Origin of the sequence: Brachybacterium halotolerans subsp. kimchii, from assembly GCF_020792675.1 — a bacterium.
Classification (GTDB): Bacteria; Actinomycetota; Actinomycetes; order Actinomycetales; family Dermabacteraceae; genus Brachybacterium; species Brachybacterium halotolerans.
Genome location: NZ_CP086254.1, coordinates 3,013,795 through 3,031,972 on the forward strand (window position 1 = coordinate 3,013,795; position 18,178 = coordinate 3,031,972).

Genomic DNA, 18,178 nt, shown 5'->3' on the forward strand with positions numbered 1-18,178 from the left:
GATCTGCAACCATGACTCGCATCGAGGCGCCGCACTCCGCGTCGGCGCAAGCGCGTACAGCAGAGGCCGTCGGCCCGTCGGACCTCGGGATCTTCGAGGAGTCCGCCGCCTCCGACCCCTCCGATCCCTCCGGCCACCCCGCGACCCCCGCCCACGACCCCCTCGGCCTCGCCCGCCGCGAGGGTCGGGCGATCCTGTGGACCGTCGCGCTCGCCGCGGCCTTGCTGCTCAGCGTCGTGGTCTGCCTCGGCATCGGCCCCGTCGCCATCCCGCCCCTGCGCGCCGCGCGGATCGTGCTCGCACACCTCGGTCTTCCCGTCGACGCGCACGCCACCGCCGCGCAGGACTCGATCATCTGGGCGGTGCGGGCCCCGCGCGTCGTGCTGGGCGTGGGCGTCGGCGCCTGCCTCGCCGTGTCCGGGGCGGCGTTGCAGGCCATGGTGCGCAACATGCTGGCCGATCCCTACGTGCTCGGCATCTCCGGCGGGGCCTCGGCGGGGGCCGCGGCTGCGATCCTGTTCGGGGCGGGAGGGATGCTCGGAGCGGCCGCCCAGCCCGTGCTCGCCTTCGCCGGGGCCATGCTCGCCGCGCTCGCGGTGCTCGTCCTGGCCCGCGCCCACGGGGCGGTGACCTCGCTGCGGATGCTGCTGGCCGGCATCGCCGTCGGCTACGTGCTCTCGGCGGTGACGAACCTGCTGATCTTCACCTCCGACTCCGCGGAGGGGTCGCGGTCGGTGATGTTCTGGATGCTCGGATCGCTCGCGCTGGGGCACTGGGACGTCTTCCTGGCGCTGGTCCTGGCCGCGGGGCTGCTGGGCACGTTCGCGCTCACCGTGCTCGGGCCGGTCCTCGACGCGCTCGCCGCGGGCGACGAGACCGCCTGGTCGCTGGGCATCCACCCCGATCGCGCCCGTGTAGGGCTCCTCGTCGTGGTCTCCCTGTGCACCGGTGCGGCGGTGAGCTCCGCGGGGGCGATCGGCTTCGTGGGCCTGGTCATCCCGCACATCGCACGACGCCTGGTGGGCGGCGTCCACCGCCGCATGCAGCCCGTCGCCGCCCTGCTCGGCGCGCTCTTCCTGATCTGGGCCGACGCGATCGCCCGGATTGCGCTCGCCCCGCGCGAGCTCCCCATCGGCGTCCTCACCGCCCTGGTGGGCGCCCCCTTCCTGGTGGTGCTCGTGCGCCGCCTGCACACGAGAGGCCTCTGATGGATCGCCGCACCGCCCTGCTCGCCCCGCTCGTGCTCGGAGCGCTCGGCGCCGCCGCGCTCTCGGGCTGCGACGACGGCTCGACGTCGTCCGTCGCCGGGCCGTCCGACGGCCAGGGCACGACCCGGTACCCGCTCGAGATCACTGACTGCGAGGCGACCCTCACCTTCGACGCCGCCCCCGAGCGCGTGGTGCTGCTCGAGACTGCACCGGTCACGATCCTCGACGGCATCGGCGTGCTGGACACCGTGGTGGCCAAGGCCGGCGTCTTCTCCCCGGCCTACTACCGGGCCGAGCACTTCGGGGATCTCGCCGACAGGGTCGCCGCCATCGACGTCCTCTCCGATGACATCAACGGCGCGGGCCACCTCCAGATCAACCAGGAGGTGGTGATCGCCCAGTCGCCGGACCTCGTGCTCGGTCTTCCCGACGGTGTGACCCGCGAGGGCCTCTCGTCGGCCGGCGCGCAGGTGCTCGTCCAGAACGTGTACTGCGACGGCGCCGGCGCCGCCGACTGGGACGACCTGTTCGACGAGGTGCGGCAGTACGGCCGGATCTTCGATCGGCAGCAGGCCGCCGGCCAGCTCGTCTCCGCACTGGACGACCGCCTGGACGCCGTGCGCGAGGGTGCCTCGTCCCGGAAGCGGATGACGGGCGCGGTCCTCTACCCGACGGTGGGCGGCGGGCCCCTGTACACCTACGGGGCGGCGTCCATGGCCACGCCCCAGTTGGATGCCGTGGGCCTCGACAATGTCTTCGCGTCCTCGTCCGAGCGCGTGTTCGAGGTCAGCAGCGAGGCCCTGATCGACGCCGACCCCGATCACCTGATCGTCCTCCACCAGGACGAGGGCGATGGGTCCGACGTGCTCGCGGAGCTGGAGCGCACCGCAGGGATCTCCGACCTCTCCGCCGTGCAGGGCGGGCGCGTGCGCGCCCAGCTCTTCAACGTCACCGAGCCCGCCTCGCCGCTCGTGGTCGACGGCGCCGAGCAGCTCGCGCACTGGCTCTCGGAGCTCCACGCATGAGCCCGGATCCCGAGTCCCCGGCCGTGCTGAATGCGCACGGCATCCGCCACTCGTTCGCCGACACGCCCGTGCTGGACGGGGTGGACCTGGCGGTGCGGCGCGGCGAGGTGGTGGGCCTCGTCGGCCCCAACGGCAGCGGGAAGACGACGCTGCTGCGCGTGCTCACCGCCGCCCTGCGCCCGGTCGGGGGCGAGGTGCTGCTGCACGGCAGGCCGGTGCGGTCCTTCAGCGGACGGGAGCGGGCGCGCCGCCTCGCGGTGGTCGTGCAGGAGAGCGGCGGCGAGCTGCCGATGACCGTCGCCGACGTCGTGCTCCTGGGGCGCGCGCCCCACCGGGGGCTGCGCCATCGGCCCGGCCACGATCGGGAGATCGCCCGGCGCGCCCTCGAGCAGGTGGGCGCGCTCGCGCTCGCGAGCCGGGACATGGCAACCCTTTCGGGAGGAGAGCGCCAGCGCGTGCTCATCGCCCGGGCGCTCACCCAGCAGCCGGAGGTGCTCCTGCTCGACGAGCCCACCAACCACCTGGACGTCGGCTACCAGCACGAGGTGCTGCACATCGTGCGGCAGCTGGGGCTGGCGACGATCGTCGTCCTGCATGATCTGAACCTCGCGGCCCGCTACTGCGACCGGGTCGCCGTGCTCCATGACGGCCGCCTGCTCGCCGAGGGCCCGCCGGCCGAGGCGCTGCGTGCTCCGCAGTTGCAGGACGTCTACGGCGTCGGCGCGGAGGAGCGCCGGGCCGACGACGGCACCGCCCAGTTCCTCTTCCACCACCGGAGCACCGTATGAGCGTCCAGGACCGGATGACGGCGTACTGGTCGCGATGGGCAGACGAGTACGACGACCAGCAGACCGCGCGCCTGCGTTCGGCGGATGCCCGACGCACTTGGCGCGACGTGTGGGAGCGCGCGCTCGCGCCCGATCCGGAGGACGCCCCGGCCCCGGCGGGCCCTGAGGGGACGGGCCGGTCGCACGGCGCCCCGGCCGCGTCGCGGCAGCGTGACGTGCTCGACGTGCTCGATGTGGGAACGGGCAGCGGGAACGCCGCGCTCCAGGTGGCCGAGCTGGGACACCGGGTGACCGGCATCGACCTCGCCCCCGGCATGCTCGAGCGCGCACGCGCGAAGGCGTCCGCTGTGCGTTTCCTGCCCGGCGATGCGATCGACCCGCCCTTCGCTGAGGGCGCCTTCGACGCGATCATCTGCCGCTACGTGCTGTGGACCCTGCGGGACGCGCAGCGCGCCGTCGCCGCATGGCACCGTCTGCTGCGACCCGGCGGGATCCTCGCCGCCGTGGACTCCGCCTGGTTCCCCGAGGGCGGCGAGCTGGGCGAGGGCCTCGAGGGGGCGCGCGGCGAGGACTTCCGGGACGCTTACGGTGCGGGCGTGATCAGCGAGCTCCCCCTGGCCGCGGGCAGGGACGACGAGGTGCGGGCGGCTCTGGAGGCCGGCGGCTTCGCGCACGTGACGGCGACGCCGCTGCACGAAGTGCTGGAGCTGGACCGACGTCAGGGCGTCGCTCCCGGGCACCACCCTCAGCTGCAGGTCCTGTACCGAGCCGTGCGGGCGTAGACAGGCACCTCGCCCTCCGTGCTCGTCTTCACGAGGACACCCGCGGGGACCTCACCCGCCCAGCGCCGGCTCCCAGGCCAGGACCTCGTCCTGCAGCTCCGCGACGGGGCGCCCGCTGTCCAGACGCAGCACGGGCTGGGGGATCGAGGCCAGTCAGTCCTCGTGGGCCCGCCGACTGCGCCCCGCGAACCCGGGGTCGTCGTATCCGCGGGCCCACTGCATGAACTCCGCCGTGGCCTGGTCATCGATGTCGCCTCCTCGACGCAGCGCCTCGCGTGCGGCCAGTCGTCGCATCCGCTCCTTCGGATCCAGGGTCAGGAACACCACCGCATCGCACTCCTCGAGGACCGCGCCCGCCCAGCTATTGATGGCCCCGGAGAGGACCCATGCGTCGCGGGGGACGAACATTGTGCGCATGAGCCCGATCCGCTCGGGGACCGGCCGTGGGGTGGTGTACGGGGGCGATGTGGGAACCCAGAAGTAGTCGTCGCTGTCGGCATGGGGGACCGACCACGCGTTCGCGATCGCGCGCCCCAGAGTCGTCGCCCCGGACCCGGAGGCGCCCATGATGTGGAGTCGGCAGTGTCGCATCGCTCCATCATGGAGGGCGGGTGCTGCCGCCTGAGGCGGATAGGCGGGGACGCGCCGCCGACGAGTATTCGCGGAGCCACGGTCGCTGGACCTCGCTTCAGCGCCTCGCGGCGACGACGCATGCGGCTCGAACCGGGAAGTTGAGGCGGCCGAGAGGGTCGACGGCCTGGTTGCACCGATCCTCGAAGATGTCGGACGCGGCGCGGCGGATGCGGTCGGACTGCGCCTGATAGGTCGCTCCGGCACCTGCGATTCCGCCCTCGATGCCGGCCCAGAGGTCGTCCGGGCTGACCGACCAGGTCCACCGGAGGTCCGAAGCCGAGACGATCTCGAGACCGGCGCCCCGGGCCAGTCCCTCGAGTCCCGCGGAGGTCCGTTCGAAGTCGAGCGCGGGATCCAGGTCCTGTCGCGGTATCGGCACGACCCCGGCGGCCTCGAAGATCTCACCGATGAACCCCTGCCACCCGCCGGGTTCCGGCGCGGGCCAGACGGTCATGGCGACCCGGCCGCTCGAGCGGGTGACGCGGGCCAGCTCTGCCACGGACTCCGCGGGGCGGCCGACGTGGTTGATGACGAAGTTCGCCGCCACGGCATCGAACGAGGCATCGGGGAAGGGCAGGTGGGGGAGCGAGGCCCGGAGGACCGGCCCGTGCAGGCGTGACCGGGCCAGGTCGACCATGCTCGCTTCGGAGTCGACCGCCGTGACGCTGCGCCCGCGCGACTCGGCCCGCATGCCGAGGGTGCCGGTCCCGCAGCCCGCGTCGAGGAGGGTTCCGGACCCGGTCGCGTCGAGCAGGTGGTCGACGGCGCCTGCGCACAGGGATCCGAAGGACCGCGCGTAGGCGTCGCCGCGGTCCGTCCATGGATTCATGCCGCGATGATCGCAGACTCCGTGGCGGCACCCCGGGCGGATGGACTCGCGGGCCTCGCGACCGCTCGGGCTCAGAACCGCGTCTCGATCGCCTCCACGACGACGCCCTTCCCGTCGACCACCGGCACCAGTCGCCACTTGTCGAAGGCCGTGCACGGGTGCGAGAGGCCCAGCGTCACGACCTGCCCGACGGCGAGGAGAGCCGTGCCCTCGGCCTCCTCCGCGCCGTCAGCACCCTCCGTTCCGTCAGCACCCGCCGCGCCCGCGGCGTCCCACCGCACGAACGTGTGCTGGTCGTTCAGCGCCGTCACCTCGAGGGCACCCGGCTTGACCGCCCGCTCCGGGCCGCCGAGCTCGTCGGCCACCGCGAGGACCGTCGGCAGGCCCTCGTCGAAGGGCACGTCGCGTTTCCCGGCGTCCAGCAGGGCCAGCCCTGGCTCGGGCTGGGACACCACGCGCGCATAGGCGCGCATGGCGGGACGCAGCGCTTCCTCCGCGGTGACGCCGCGGGTCGCGTCCAGCGGGGAGATGCCGCGGTAGAAGCCGCTGTCATGCACGATGTACGCGCCTGAGCGCAGGATCGCCCGCACGTCCTGGAGGCCCGCGAACGCCTCGGCCACGAGGTCGAAGTAGGCGCTGCCGCCCGCGGTCGCCCACGGGGTGCCCTCGACCAGCGGCCGCACCTGCTCGACGAGCGCGGCGAGGCGACGGCAGTACGCGCCGACCGTCGCGAGCGACTCCGGGGAGCGGTCATGCGCGAGCGCGCCCTCGTAGCCAGCTACGCCGCGCATGGTGAGCACGGGCGAGGCCGCGATGCGCTCGGCGATCGCGACCGCCTCGTCCTCGTGGCGCGCGCCTGTGCGCCCACCGTCGGCCCCGAGCTCGACGAGCACCCCGATCCGGGCGTCGGCCGGGAGCGATCGCTCCATGAGCTCGACCGCCGCGAACGAGTCCGCCCAGCACACGACCTCCTGCTCCGGATGGTCGGAGAGGTGCGCCGCGAGCTGCCGCAGCTGCCCCGGGTCCAGGCTCATGTTCGCGATCTGCACCGTGGGGATCCCGGCGCGCAGGGCCACGCCCGCCTGCCAGGGCGTGGCGACCGTGATCCCGGTGGCGCCCGCGGCGAGCTGGCGGTGCCAGAGCGTGGGCGCCATCGTGGTCTTGCCGTGCGGCATCAGCTCGAGCCCGCGCTCGCGCGTCCATGCGGCCATCGTGGCGAGGTTGTGGTCCATCGCCTCGCGGTCCAGGACGAACAGCGGCGTCGAGAACTCCGCGAGCGGCGCGTCGAGGTCGGCGACGTCGCGGCCGACGAGCGCCGCGGGGAAGGACTTGTCGTCAGCGGTGACGGTGCGCGTGGTCGGGGGAGTGGGCTGCGTCGTCATGGTCTCCATCGTCCTCGGTCTCGTGGTGGTCGGTCGGTCAGTTCTCGATGATCCGTGCGAGCCGGGGGAGCTCGTCCGCGTCGGCCAGGGCGCTGCCGACGGCCACGACGCGCGCTCCCGCGGCGAGCACGTCCGGGGCGTTCCTCGCGTGCATGCCGCCGGTCGCGACGAAGCGCACCTGGGGGAACGGGCCGCGCATCGCCGTGAACCACTTGGTGCCCAGCACGGAGGCGGGGAACGCCTTCAGCCAGGTCAGGCCGTGCTTCTGGGCGATCTGCACCTCGGACGCGGTGGCGACGCCCGGCAGCGAGGGCATGCCCTCGGCCTCGCTCGCGCGGACCACGTCGAGGTCCAGTCCCGGGCTCACCGTGAAGACCGCTCCTGCCCGCGACGCGGCCTGCACGGTCTCCGCGTCGACGACGGTCCCGGCGCCCACGGCCTTCCCTCGTTCGCGCCCGGCGCGGGCCACGGCGGCGAGGGCCTCCTCGTCGGCCGAGCCCTGGATCGGGACCTCGACCATGTCGATGCCCAGGTCCCAGGCTGTAGCGGCCAGTTCGAGACTGCGCTCGGTCCCCATGCCCCGCAGGATCGCCATCAGGGGCGCCGCCCGGAAGGCCTCGTCGAACCATGCGCTGCTGTCGATCGGGGTGCTCACGAGGTCGCCTCCTGGATGTCGGGTGCTGATGAGCCGTGACGATCGGCGTGATCGCCGTGCTCGGGGATGTCCTGGGTGCTCGAGAGCGCCCGCGCCGCCCACTGGTGCCCGCGCCCGAGGCGCGAGCGCGCGGACACGCCCTCGAGCAGGCCGTCGAGCCAGCCGGCGGCGAAGGCATCGCCCGCGCCGACGGCCTCCACGACCTCCACGCGCGGCGTCGGGACCGCCGTGCGGCCGTCGTCCGAGAACTCGACGGCTTCCACGTCGGCGTCCTTGACCATGAGGTGCGGCGCCTCGGGCAGCAGCTCCCGCACGGCGTCAGCGGTAGGGGCGCGCCACAGGGTCTCGGCCTCGTCCCTGCCCACGAACACGATGTCGGCCCGGCGCGCCAGCGCGAGGATCGTGCGCGCGGCCTCCTCGGTCGACGCCCACAGCGCCGGCCGATGGTTCACGTCGAAGCTCACCAGGGCGTCGGCCTCGTGCGCGCGGTCGATGGCCGCGTCGACGAGCGCCCGGCAGCTCTCGGAGAGGGCGGGCGTGATGCCGGTCAGGTGCGCGATCCGCGCCTGCGCCGCATCGATCCCGGCGAGATCCTCCGGGCCCAGGCGGGAGGCGGCCGATCCGCGCCGGTAGTAGGAGACCCCGGCGCCCGGATCCTTGACGTACAGGCCCGTCGGCGCGCCCGCATCGTGGCGCACCCGCCCGACGGAGACGCCGCTGGCCTCGATGAACACCCGGACGCGACGGCCCAGGGGGTCATCGCCCAGAGCGCTGAACCATTCGACCCGGCGTCCGGCCGCGGCGAGGTGGCAGGCGACGTTTGACTCCGCGCCGCCCGAGCCGACGTGGAAGTCGCGGGCGTCCTCCAGCGGCTCCGGTCGCGCGGGCGTCACCAGCGCCATCGTCTCCCCGATCGCGAGCAGGTCCAGGGGGCGCGACCCGCCTCCGGAGTCCTCCCGCGTCGGGTGCGCCGTGTCGGCTTCGCGCGTCATTCCGCGCCCTCCCGTCGTCGTCCTCAGGCCTTCACGCGGGCGACGACGTCGATCTCCACGAGGATGTTCGCGAGCTGCGAGCCGACGGTCGTGCGCACGGGGTACGGCTCGGTGAAGAACTCGGCGTAGGCCTCGTTGAACTCGGCGAAGTCGGCGAGGTCCGCGAGGTGCACGGTCGTCTTCAGGACGGCGTCCATGTCCACGCCGTGCTCGGTGAGGACGGAGCGGACGTTCCGCAGCACCTGGCGGGTCTGCTCGGCGACGGAGTCGGCGACGGCGTTGCCGTTCGCGCGGTCCTGCGGGCCGAAGCCGGCGGTGAACAGCAGATCGCCGCTGACGATGCCCTGGCTGTAGGGGCCCGCGGGCTGCGGTGCGCTCTCGCTGACGATGGCGGTCTTCTCGATCTTCTGAGTGCTCTCGGTGCTCATGGTGCTCCTTCGGTGGGTGTCTCGTGGTGGAGTCAGGGACGAGTGATGGTGTCAGGGACGGGTGGCCGACGGGATCTCCCCGAGGCCGCCGGGGGCGGTGGCGCGGATGCCTCCGCCCGGGGTGACGCCGACGAGGCGCCCGTCCGCGAGGACGGGGCGGCCGCCGACGATCACGTCGTCGATCCCCTCGGCGAGCTGGAGCGGCGCGACATAGGTTGCCGCGTCCCGCACGCCATCGGGGTCGACGAGGGCCAGATCGGCGATCGCGCCGGGCCGGATGCGGCCGCGATCGCCCAGGTGGAAACGGTCCACGGCCGCGGTCGACAGGTGCGTCGCGGCCTGCGCCCAGTTCAGGAAGCCGTGCTCGCGCACATAGGTGGCGAGGTAGGAGGCGAAGGTCCCGCGGGCGCGGGGATGCGGGTGAGCGCCGATGAAGATGCCGTCGGACCCGCCCATGTGCGCCGGGTGTGCGAGCAGCCGTCCCAGGTCCTCGACGGGCCGCTGATGGTGCGCGGCCATGATCGCGTTCGCGTCCAGGCGGGAGGCGACCAGCACGTCCAGGGCGGCGTCGACGGCGTCGGTGCCGCGGCGCTGGGCGATCTCGGCGAGCGTGAGGCCCGGCGCCCACGCGAGCTCCGGCGCGGAGGTGTGCGCGAGGGTGATCAGCTCGGGCCAGTCCTCGCCCAGGCTCGGGTTCTTCGCGACGCGCGGGAACCACTCGCGGCGCAGGCGCTCGCGCTGCGCAGGGTCCTGCAGCAGCGGCACGAGGTCGTCGGCCCGCATCGCGTTCAGCTCCGGCGGCAGCATGGTCATCGCGAGGATCGAGCAGCCGCGCGTGTACGGGTAGGCGTCGAAGCTCCCTGCGACGCCCTGGCCGGTGAGCCAGTCCATGAGCCGCGCGGCCTCGTCGGCCGGGGTGTGGAAGTGCGAGATGTGCACGGGCACGCCGGCGGCGGCGCCGATGCGCCCGGCCTCCTCGACGCCCACCTGTGCGTTGTCCTCGTAGCCGCCGCGCATGTGCGTCACGTACGGCAGGGCCGACGGCGCGAGCGGCGCGCACAGCGCAGCCATCTCGGCGGCGTCCGCGAAGATGCCCGGCGCGTAGTCGAGCCCGGTGGACAGGCCCACGGCCCCGTCGGCCACGCCCTCGGCCACGAGCGCCACCATGCGCTCGAGCTGTGCGTCCGTGGGTGCATCCTGCGTCGACCCCATCACCTCGTGGCGCACCGTCCCGGCCGGCACCAGGTAGGCCACGCCCAGGGGGATGCGGCCGTCGTAGCTCGCCAGCAGGTCGGCGACGCGGGTGCCGGGGGTGTGCGTGCCGGGGGCGTCGGTGCCGGGGGAGGCGGAGCCCGCCCCGCTCGTCGGTCCCGGATCGCCGCCGCGGGTCGCTGTCTCCGACGCACCCGGATACCTCGGATGCGCGCCGTTGATCGGTGCGAAGTACTCCGAGGCGTAGGTGCCGTCGCCCGGGGCGAAGGAGACGCCGTCCTGTCCGCCGATCGCGGCGGTGATGCCCTGGCGCAGCAGCGCGAGCTGCACGTCCTCGTCGAAGACGGCGGCGTCGGCGTGGGAGTGCGCGTCCACGAAGCCGGGCATGACGAGGCGGCCGTCGGCCTCGATCACGTGCGTCCCGAGCTCCGCCGTGATCGTGCGGCCCGTGCCCGACGCGGAGACCTCGGCGATGCGCTCGCCGTCGACGAGCACGTCGGCGCGCACGGGCGCGGCGCCGTCGCCGGGGACGACGCGCCCTCCGCGGATCAGCAGCCGGCCCATGTCAGGTCGTCTCCAGGGCGCGGAGCCGGCCGGCGTCGGCCGTATCGGGACGGATCGAGGCGGCGGCGGTGGCGATCGCGCCGATCAGGCAGATGGCGACGACGTAGACGATGACCGGCCAGATCTCGCCGCTCGCCCAGCCCACGAGCGCGGTCGCGATGAAGGGAGCGAGCCCGCCGCCGAGCGTGTTGGAGAGCTGGTAGCCGACGTTCACGCCGGTAGTGCGCTCCTCGACGTCGAACATCTCGGTGAGCAGGGTCGAGAGCGTCCCCTGCATCATCACGCCGGGGATCACGAACCCCACGACCATGCCGAGCCAGATGAGCGCGGGCACGTGCGTCCCGTACAGCAGGAACGCCGGCCAGACCAGAAGGGCGAAGCCGATGCAGCCGGCGATGTAGACGCGGCGCCGTCCCACCCGGTCCGAGAGCGCTCCGTAGGCGGGGGCGACGAAGATCTGCAGCACACCCACGATCATCGTCCCCAGGAAGCCCACCTGGGGCGGCACGCCGCCGGAGACCATGTACGAGAGCCCGTAGGTGAGCACCACGTAGCCCGCGATGGACTGCGGGAGGCCGATGAGGATGCCCAGGATCGTGTTCCGGGGGTGGCGCAGCACCTCGAGGATGGGGGAGCGGCGCCGGATCCTGCCCAGCTCGATCTCCTGGGTGTGGGTCGTGAACTCCTCGGACTCCTGCAGCTGGCGCCGCAGCAGCACCGCGCAGATCGAGAGGACCAGGGAGAAGACGAACGGGATCCGCCAGCCCCAGGTCATGAAGAACGAGCCCGGCCCCAGGCCCAGGCCCGCCATCATGCCCGCGGAGAGCACGTTCGCGACCCCGGCCCCGCTGATGAGGAAGGCGCCGAACAGGCCGCGCCGGCCGACGGGCGCGTGCTCGACGACCATCGTCGCCGCGCCGCCCATCTCCCCGCCGACGAACAGGCCCTGCAGCATCCGCATCACCAGCAGCAGCACGGGCGCTGCGAGGCCGATCATGTGGTCGGGCGGGATGAATCCGATCGCGGCCGTGGACAGGCCCATGCCGATTACCGTGACCAGCAGCGTGACCTTGCGGCCCATGCGGTCGCCGATGTAGCCGAACACGACGCCGCCGAGGGGTCGGAACAGGAAGCCGACGGCGAAGGTCGCGAAGGACTCGAGCTGGGCGACGAAGGGGTCGTTGCCCGAGAAGAACACCTGCGGGAACACGGCCGCGGCCGCGAGGCCGTACAGGTAGTAGTCGAAGTACTCCATCAGGGTGCCGACGGCGCCGCCGGCGATGGTGCGCGCCTGCGCGCGGCGCGGGAGCCCGGGCCCGGTGGCGGTAGGACGGGAGCCGGCAGGGTCGTCCGCGGCCCGGGACTCCGGGGAGCGCTGAGGGGTCGCGGCGCTCATGAGCGCCTCGCGGCGGGGCGTGAAGTCATGGCTCATGTCCTCCTTGACGTGGCCTGTCGATGGGGCGCGCACCCACCTCGGGATGGTGGGGCCGTGCGGCAGAGCTGGGTGATCGGGCTGGTCGAGCGCCGATACGGAGCGAGACTACGCGATACTGTACTGAAATTCTAGGCAGCTTACAGAATGTCTGTCCATGTGGGTGCGATGATGTCCCTGCATCGACGAACGGAGAGTGCCGTGACGACGACCTCAGCTGCGCAGACCGACGCTGCGGAGAGCGGACCTGCGACCGGATCTGCGTCGCCCGAACCCCCGCAGACGGACATGCGCTTCGCCGACATCGACGAGGCCCATCGCGCTCTCGCGCCGGTCATGGAGGCGATCGCCGCCGTCGGCGGGCCGCACTGCGAGGTGGTCCTGCACGACCTCTCGGCGGGCGACCTCGAGCATTCGATCCACGCGATCCTCCACGGCGAGGTCAGCGGCAGACGGGTCGGCGGCCCCTCCACGAACCTGGGGGCCGAGGTGCTGCACGACCAGAGCCGCGACCACAACGCCTTCGGGTACCGCGCCCGCACGGCCGACGGACGCGAGCTGATCAGCTCCTCCGTCTACTACCGCGATCACGAGGGCCGCATCATCGCCGCGCTGTGCATCAACCGCGACCTCACCCCGGTGCAGGGTGCGATGGACGCGCTCGCCGCACTGCTCCCCGCCTCCGCCGACGACGCGTCCTCCGAGCCCCACGAGCTCGTGGTCCCGAACGTCTCCGACGTCCTGGACGACATGATCGCCGAGGCCATCGCCGCCGTCGGGAAGCCCGCACCGACCATGACCAAGGCGGACCGCATCGAGGTGCTGCGCCTGCTCGAGGGCAGGGGTGCCTTCCACATCAAGCGCGCCGCCGAGCGCGTCTCCGCGCGGCTCGGCGTTTCGAGGGTGACCACGTACGGGTACCTGGACGAGGTGCGGCGGGGCTGAACAGGTCCGGTAGCGTCCGTGCCGTCGGGCCGCGATCTGAGCGCGGTCTCCCACGGCGCCCCTCGACGAAGACGGTGATCCCCCGATGAGCATCCTCTCCACCTTCGACCTCACCGGTCGCACGGCGATCGTCACCGGCGGCTACCGCGGCCTCGGCCTCGCCTTCGCGCGCGGTCTCGCCGAGGCCGGGGCCGACGTCGTCATCGGCGCCCGCGACGGCGACGCCTCGCAGCGGGTCGCCCGCGAGCTGGCCGAGGAGACCGGCCGACGCACCCTCGGGATCGCCCTGGACGTCACGGACCCCGCCTCCTGCGAGGCGGCCGTCGCGGCCTCCGTGGAGTTCGGCGGCGGTCTCGACGTGCTGGTCAACAACGCCGGCGCCTGCTTCCACGCCCCCGCGCTCGAGGTCACCGCGCAGGAGCTGCGCACCGTGCTGGACACGAACGTGGGCGGCGTGTTCGAGATGAGCCGCGCCGCGGCCCGCGCGATGATCCCCGCAGGTCGCGGCTCGATCGTGAACATCGGCTCGATGTCCGGGGACATCGTGAACCGTCCCCAGCTGCAGCCGATCTACAACGCCTCCAAGGCCGCCGTCCACCACCTCACGAAGTCGCTCGCGATGGAGTGGGCCGAGCACGGCATCCGCGTCAACGCCGTCGCCCCGGGCTACGTGAAGACCGAGATGGCGCCGGTCGACGACCCGGCCCTGCGCCAGCGCTGGATCGACGATGCGCCCATGCAGCGCTACGCCCTGCCCGAGGAGATCGCCCCCGCGGTGCTCTACTTCGCCGCCGACGCCTCGAGCTTCGCGACCGGCTCCGTGCTCACGGTCGATGGGGGATACACGGTGGTGTGACGCGAGGGTCCTCAGCCCAGATACAGCTGGCCCGGAGCGTCGAACATGGTCTCCGCCATCGCCAGGGACGCGGCGCCGACGGCGCCGACGTGGCCTCCGATCGACGTCCCTCGGACATCGACCGTGTGATCATCCTTCGCCACGTAGTGCTCGTTCACCAGGGACGGAGCGACCCTCAGGCAGGCCGCCTCGAATGCCGGCCACTGCGGACCACCGAACACGATGCTGTCCAGGTCCAGCAGGTTGGCCAGCTGCATGCCGACCCGAGCGAAGCCGCGCGCGGCGTCCTCGAGGATCTTCCGTGCCACGGGGTCGCCGCGATGCTCCGAGCGCTCCGCGAGTCGGGACAGTGCGGCTTCCACGGAGCGTGCGTCGTCGAGGTCGGTCCCCTTCTCCAGGGCGCCCTGGCCCACCGCGGTCCCCACGATCCGTGACGGGAGAGAGGAGACCGCCACGCAGCCGCGGCCCCCGCATTCGCACGGCGGCCCATCCGGGTCCGCGGTGAGGTGTCCGATATTGCCCAGATGGGAGAGGCGTCCGGCCGCGTTCCCGGACCCGCGCAGCGGCTGTCCGTCCAGCACGATCCCGGCTGACACGCCGCTCCCCAGGTAGAGGAAGGCCAGATTCTCCGCATCGCGCGGTGTCCGCCAGATCTCGCCGATCGCCGCGGCGGTGCTGTCCTTCTCGACCACCACCGGGAGGCGTAGGCGCTGCGCGATCTCGTCTCGGAGCTCGACGGTCCCCCAGCCCGGCAGCAGGGGAGGGCCGACGACCGACCCGTGCTCGATGTCGAGCGGGCCGGGTGTCGCCACCCCGAGCCCGGCGACCGCTTCGGTCGGGACCGCTGTCTGTTCGAGCAGAGCTCGCACCTGTTCGTCGACCAGTTCGAGAACGTGTTCGGGCCCGGGCGCCTGCGGCGTGGGCACGGTCAGCGCATGGACGTCGTCGCCGGCGAGGTCGAGCAGCACCAGGGAGAGGCGTGCGGGATCGATGTGGAGTCCGATCGAGTACCGGCCGGTGGGAACGACCTCGTAGACGATGCGCGGGGCGCCCATCCCGGAGCGCACGCGCCCGGACTCTCGGATCAGCCCTGCAGTCACCAGGCGCTGGCAGATGTTGGAGAGCGTCTGCGGTGTCAGCCCCGTGCGCTGCACCAGTTCGCTGCGACTGGTGCAGGGGGAGCGCCGGATCAGGTCGAGGACCAGGACCTGGTTGTACCCGGCGACGCGAGGAAGGTTCGTCCCGCGGCGCCCCGGTCGCTCCGTCGCCGGCTGCGGGTACTGCAGTGCCATGGGCCGATGGTACGTCGGCCGTTGACTTATTCAAATTGATCATGTCTACTGGCGAACGCCGAGGCTCGACGTGGAGACCTCAGGAGGAGACCTGGTCATGAGACGACGGACGATGCTGGCCGCTGGATTGGCGGCACTCCCGTTGGCCGGCTGCGCCGGCGGGAGAGGGGACGGGCGACGCGTCTTCCGCCAGTTCGACCCTGCGGATCAGGCGACGGGACTCGCGAAGGCGGTCAAGGCGTGGAACGCCGAGCATCCGGACTACACCGTCACCATGGAGACGCTGTCGCCGAACAATCCGCAGCAGTTCGCGCGCGAGGCCAATGCCGGTTCGGGCCCTGACATCGCTCAGCTGGCGTTCACCGATGTGTCCTTCATGGCGGAGCCCCGCATCCTCAGGCCGCTCGATCGGCTCATGTCCAGCGCGCCTGCGGAGGGACAGGGCGATCTCCTGGCCACAGACATGACGACGTACGACCGCCAGTCCTGGGCGATCCCCTGGACCGCAGACACGATGGCTCTCGTCTACAGGCCCGACGTGCTCGAGAAGGCGGGAGTGGCGGACACTCCCGAGGACTGGGAGGAGCTGGCGGAGGTCTCCGCGCGCATCACCAAGGATTCCGGGGGCGATGTCAGCGGCTTCGTGTTCCCGGCGGCCGCCCAGTACTCGAGCGCCCAGTGGTTCCCCATCAACTACTACCTCTGGGCACATGGCTCCCAACTGATCCGGGCCGACGGAGAATCGTGGGAGGTGGCCGTCGACGAGCAGCAGCTCGCGGACGCGATGACCTACTTCAACACCTTCTTCACCGAGCACATCACGCCGGCGGCGATGCAGGCCGTCACCGATTATGGCGACCCGAGCATCGTGGGCGCGCTCGGTGAGGGCAGCTGCGCGATGACGTTCATGCCGCCGACGGCGTTCCGCGCTGCACGCGAGAGCATCGACGCCGAGCTGATGACGGCCCCGATGCCGTGCGGACTCGTCGACGGCGCGACGCACCTCGGCGGCCGAGCGCTCGGCATCAACGCGAACTGCGAGGAGCCGGAAGCTGCCTGGGCATTCGTCTCCCACCTGCTGAGCCCGGAGACCTTCGAGCTGTACCCGCAGTACCCGGCGTCGGCCGCGACTCTCGATCGCGTGGACGTGGATCCCTCGGAGCGGGGGTTCACGAAACAGCTCCCGCACTCCGAATCCTTCGCACGCTACGCGGACGCGCCGATCACGATCGCTTCGCTCCAAGAACAGGTGAACCAGCAGTTCTCCGCCGTCTACTCCGGTCAATCGGAGCCCGAGGACGCCTCGCACAAGCTTCTCGCCGCTCTCGCCCGCGGGCTCGAGGAGTGATCGACGTGATCGCATCCCGCCTCCGCTCGGCGCAGCCGTATCTGCTCAGTGCTCCCGCACTGCTCGTGATCGGACTGCTGTTCCTCATCCCGTCCGTCTACAACGTGGTCCTCGCCTTCCAGCACCTCACGCCCTACCAGTCGCCGGGCGAGGCCGAAGCGGCGGGCCTCGAGAACTTCACCGACCTGTGGAGCAGCGGAGACCTGCCGCACGCCGCACTCAACACCGTCCTCTGGCTGACAGCGGCGACCGTGGTCCTGCGCCTCGGCATCGGGCTGGGGCTGGCCCTCGCGCTGGAGTCCCCGATCCTGAGGCGCTGGCGGCTGCGTGGTGTCTCCCGCACGATCATCCTCATCCCGTGGATGGTGCCGCAGGTCGTCGCGATCGCAGCGTGGCGTTGGATACTCGACGGCAGCACGGGCGTGCTGAATCAGGTGCTCACCGGGCTCGGGCTCATCGATCAGGGCGTCCCGTTCCTGGCGCAGACCAGCACAGTCTGGTGGTCGATCATCGCGATCATCGTCTGGCGCGAGCTTCCGTTCGTGGTCATGGTGCTCGTCGCCGGGCTGCAATCGATCCCGGCGGAGCAGCACGAAGCCGCCGCGGTGGACGGCGCTGGGCGCTGGGCGTCCTGGCGAAGCGTCACGATTCCGCACCTGCGCCCCGTGCTGACCGTCGTGGTGCTGGTGACCGTGATCCAGACCTTCAACAATTTCGTGTACGTCTGGCTCACCACGGGCGGCGGCCCGGGGAATGCGACCGCCGTGCTGGCCACCGAGCTGTACAGCGCCGCGTTCTTCGACAACGACCTCGGCACGGGCGCGGCGATCGGATTGCTGATGACCGCGATCATGGCGATCTTCGCCGTGGTCTACCTGCGTGTCACCTCCACGAAGGGGGATTCCCGATGACGGCGGCACCTCCCGACCGGATGAGCGAGGTCCGGCGCCGGCCCGCAGCACCACGACGATCACGTGAGGACAGGCGTCTGCGGGACCTCGTGTTCCTCGTGCCGTTCGCCGTGGTCCTCCTGGTGATCCTCTTCCCCGTGATCTGGATGCTCTACAGCTCCCTGCGCCCGGTGCAGGCCATCTCGCAGGGCATCACCTGGCGCAACGTCTTCTCGGGGCTCAGCCTGGACTCGTACGCGCGGCTGTTCGAGCAGACGGGATTCGGGCGCTACCTGCCCAACAGCATCATCGTGTGCGTCAGCGGGACGGTCATCACGGTGGCGATCGCGACGCTCGCCGGATTCGCGCTCTCGCGATTCGCGTTCCGAGGCAGGCCGGCCGTGATGCTGGTCCTGGTCGCCACGCAGCTGCTCCCCTTCGTCGTGCTGATCACTCCGGTCTACCTCCTCTTCGCCGAGCTGCGACTTCTGAACTCCTTCGCCGGGCTGATCATCGTCTACGTCGCGATCACGACCCCGCTCGCCACGCTCCTCATGACCGGGTTCCTGAACGCCGTGCCGCAGACGCTCGACGAGGCGGCGAGGATCGACGGAGCCTCGACGCTCACGGTCATCGTGCGCGTGATCGCGCCGCTGGTCTGGCCCGGGATCGTCACGGTCGGGGTCACCACGTTCATCGCCATGTGGGACGAGTTCCTGTTCGCGCAGGTGTTCCTCACCAGCGACTCCCTGAAGACCGTCCAGGTGGGCATCGCCGGGCTCTTCGGCGAGTACGGCACCGACTGGGGAGTCGTCATGGCCGCCTCCGTGGTCGCCGCCCTGCCCACCGTCGTCCTGTTCTCCCTGCTGCAGCGTCGGCTCGTCGCCGGCATGACCGCGGGAGCCGTGAAGGAGTGA

Annotated in this window: 18 protein-coding genes; 9 read left to right on the plus strand and 9 right to left on the minus strand. The window is 71.9% G+C overall.

Annotated elements, in window-relative coordinates; translation table 11 throughout:
- Positions 1–11 precede the first annotated feature (11 nt).
- The 4 genes from Bra3105_RS13520 to Bra3105_RS13535 are packed head-to-tail and all read left to right on the plus strand — an operon-like array spanning position 12 to position 3,803.
- Positions 12–1,208, plus strand: a complete 1,197-nt coding sequence (locus tag Bra3105_RS13520; protein ID WP_228357239.1) for a FecCD family ABC transporter permease — start codon at positions 12–14, stop codon at positions 1,206–1,208.
- Positions 1,208–2,233, plus strand: a complete 1,026-nt coding sequence (locus Bra3105_RS13525; protein ID WP_228357240.1) for an ABC transporter substrate-binding protein — start codon at positions 1,208–1,210, stop codon at positions 2,231–2,233. The genes Bra3105_RS13520 and Bra3105_RS13525 overlap by 1 nt, the downstream gene beginning before the upstream one ends.
- Positions 2,230–3,021 carry an ABC transporter ATP-binding protein gene (locus tag Bra3105_RS13530; protein ID WP_228357241.1) on the plus strand — a complete coding sequence of 264 codons (792 nt, stop codon included), beginning with the start codon at positions 2,230–2,232 and terminating at the stop codon, positions 3,019–3,021. The genes Bra3105_RS13525 and Bra3105_RS13530 overlap by 4 nt, the downstream gene beginning before the upstream one ends.
- Positions 3,018–3,803: a class I SAM-dependent methyltransferase gene (locus Bra3105_RS13535; protein ID WP_228357242.1), complete on the plus strand. Its 786-nt coding sequence runs from the start codon at positions 3,018–3,020 to the stop codon at positions 3,801–3,803. Before Bra3105_RS13530 ends, Bra3105_RS13535 begins: the two co-directional genes overlap by 4 nt.
- A gap of 153 nt (positions 3,804–3,956) precedes the next feature.
- Here the strand turns inward: Bra3105_RS13535 and Bra3105_RS13540 are convergent, their stop codons facing one another.
- The 8 genes from Bra3105_RS13540 to Bra3105_RS13575 all read right to left on the minus strand — a co-directional run bounded on the left by Bra3105_RS13540 (position 3,957) and on the right by Bra3105_RS13575 (position 11,930).
- The gene (locus Bra3105_RS13540; RefSeq protein ID WP_228357243.1) at positions 3,957–4,394 is read right to left on the minus strand and encodes a P-loop NTPase family protein; all 438 of its coding nucleotides are present in this window, start codon (positions 4,392–4,394) and stop codon (positions 3,957–3,959) included.
- A 97-nt stretch (positions 4,395–4,491) separates the two neighbouring features.
- Positions 4,492–5,265: a class I SAM-dependent methyltransferase gene (locus Bra3105_RS13545; RefSeq protein ID WP_228357244.1), complete on the minus strand. Its 774-nt coding sequence runs from the start codon at positions 5,263–5,265 to the stop codon at positions 4,492–4,494.
- A gap of 71 nt (positions 5,266–5,336) precedes the next feature.
- Positions 5,337–6,647 carry an alanine racemase gene (locus Bra3105_RS13550; protein WP_228357245.1) on the minus strand — a complete coding sequence of 437 codons (1,311 nt, stop codon included), beginning with the start codon at positions 6,645–6,647 and terminating at the stop codon, positions 5,337–5,339.
- A gap of 37 nt (positions 6,648–6,684) precedes the next feature.
- On the minus strand, positions 6,685–7,302 hold the full coding sequence (locus Bra3105_RS13555) for a bifunctional 4-hydroxy-2-oxoglutarate aldolase/2-dehydro-3-deoxy-phosphogluconate aldolase (protein ID WP_228357246.1): 618 nt from the start codon (positions 7,300–7,302) through the stop codon (positions 6,685–6,687).
- A complete protein-coding gene (locus tag Bra3105_RS13560; RefSeq protein ID WP_228357247.1) occupies positions 7,299–8,294 on the minus strand; it encodes a sugar kinase in 996 nt (331 codons plus the stop codon). Before Bra3105_RS13560 ends, Bra3105_RS13555 begins: the two co-directional genes overlap by 4 nt.
- A gap of 23 nt (positions 8,295–8,317) precedes the next feature.
- Complete coding sequence (locus Bra3105_RS13565) at positions 8,318–8,722, minus strand: RidA family protein (protein ID WP_228357248.1); 405 nt, start codon at positions 8,720–8,722, stop codon at positions 8,318–8,320.
- A 51-nt stretch (positions 8,723–8,773) separates the two neighbouring features.
- The gene (locus tag Bra3105_RS13570; protein ID WP_228357249.1) at positions 8,774–10,498 is read right to left on the minus strand and encodes an N-acyl-D-amino-acid deacylase family protein; all 1,725 of its coding nucleotides are present in this window, start codon (positions 10,496–10,498) and stop codon (positions 8,774–8,776) included.
- Between the two features lies 1 nt (position 10,499).
- Entirely contained in the window at positions 10,500–11,930 is a 1,431-nt protein-coding gene (locus Bra3105_RS13575; protein ID WP_228357250.1) for an MFS transporter, read from the minus strand.
- Positions 11,931–12,131: 201 nt separating this feature from the next.
- On the opposite strand from Bra3105_RS13575, the gene Bra3105_RS13580 reads away from it, so the two are divergent.
- Both Bra3105_RS13580 and Bra3105_RS13585 read left to right on the plus strand, forming a co-directional pair.
- Positions 12,132–12,875: a helix-turn-helix transcriptional regulator gene (locus tag Bra3105_RS13580; protein WP_228357251.1), complete on the plus strand. Its 744-nt coding sequence runs from the start codon at positions 12,132–12,134 to the stop codon at positions 12,873–12,875.
- Between the two features lie 85 nt (positions 12,876–12,960).
- Complete coding sequence (locus Bra3105_RS13585) at positions 12,961–13,731, plus strand: glucose 1-dehydrogenase (protein WP_228357252.1); 771 nt, start codon at positions 12,961–12,963, stop codon at positions 13,729–13,731.
- A gap of 11 nt (positions 13,732–13,742) precedes the next feature.
- Here Bra3105_RS13585 and Bra3105_RS13590 read toward each other — a convergent pair whose 3' ends face one another.
- The gene (locus Bra3105_RS13590) at positions 13,743–15,023 is read right to left on the minus strand and encodes an ROK family transcriptional regulator (RefSeq protein WP_228357253.1); all 1,281 of its coding nucleotides are present in this window, start codon (positions 15,021–15,023) and stop codon (positions 13,743–13,745) included.
- A 97-nt stretch (positions 15,024–15,120) separates the two neighbouring features.
- On the opposite strand from Bra3105_RS13590, the gene Bra3105_RS13595 reads away from it, so the two are divergent.
- The 3 genes from Bra3105_RS13595 to Bra3105_RS13605 are packed head-to-tail and all read left to right on the plus strand — an operon-like array spanning position 15,121 to position 18,178.
- Entirely contained in the window at positions 15,121–16,371 is a 1,251-nt protein-coding gene (locus Bra3105_RS13595) for an ABC transporter substrate-binding protein (RefSeq protein WP_228357254.1), read from the plus strand.
- Positions 16,372–16,376: 5 nt separating this feature from the next.
- Positions 16,377–17,282: a carbohydrate ABC transporter permease gene (locus Bra3105_RS13600; protein WP_228357255.1), complete on the plus strand. Its 906-nt coding sequence runs from the start codon at positions 16,377–16,379 to the stop codon at positions 17,280–17,282.
- Complete coding sequence (locus Bra3105_RS13605; protein ID WP_228357256.1) at positions 17,279–18,178, plus strand: carbohydrate ABC transporter permease; 900 nt, start codon at positions 17,279–17,281, stop codon at positions 18,176–18,178. Before Bra3105_RS13600 ends, Bra3105_RS13605 begins: the two co-directional genes overlap by 4 nt.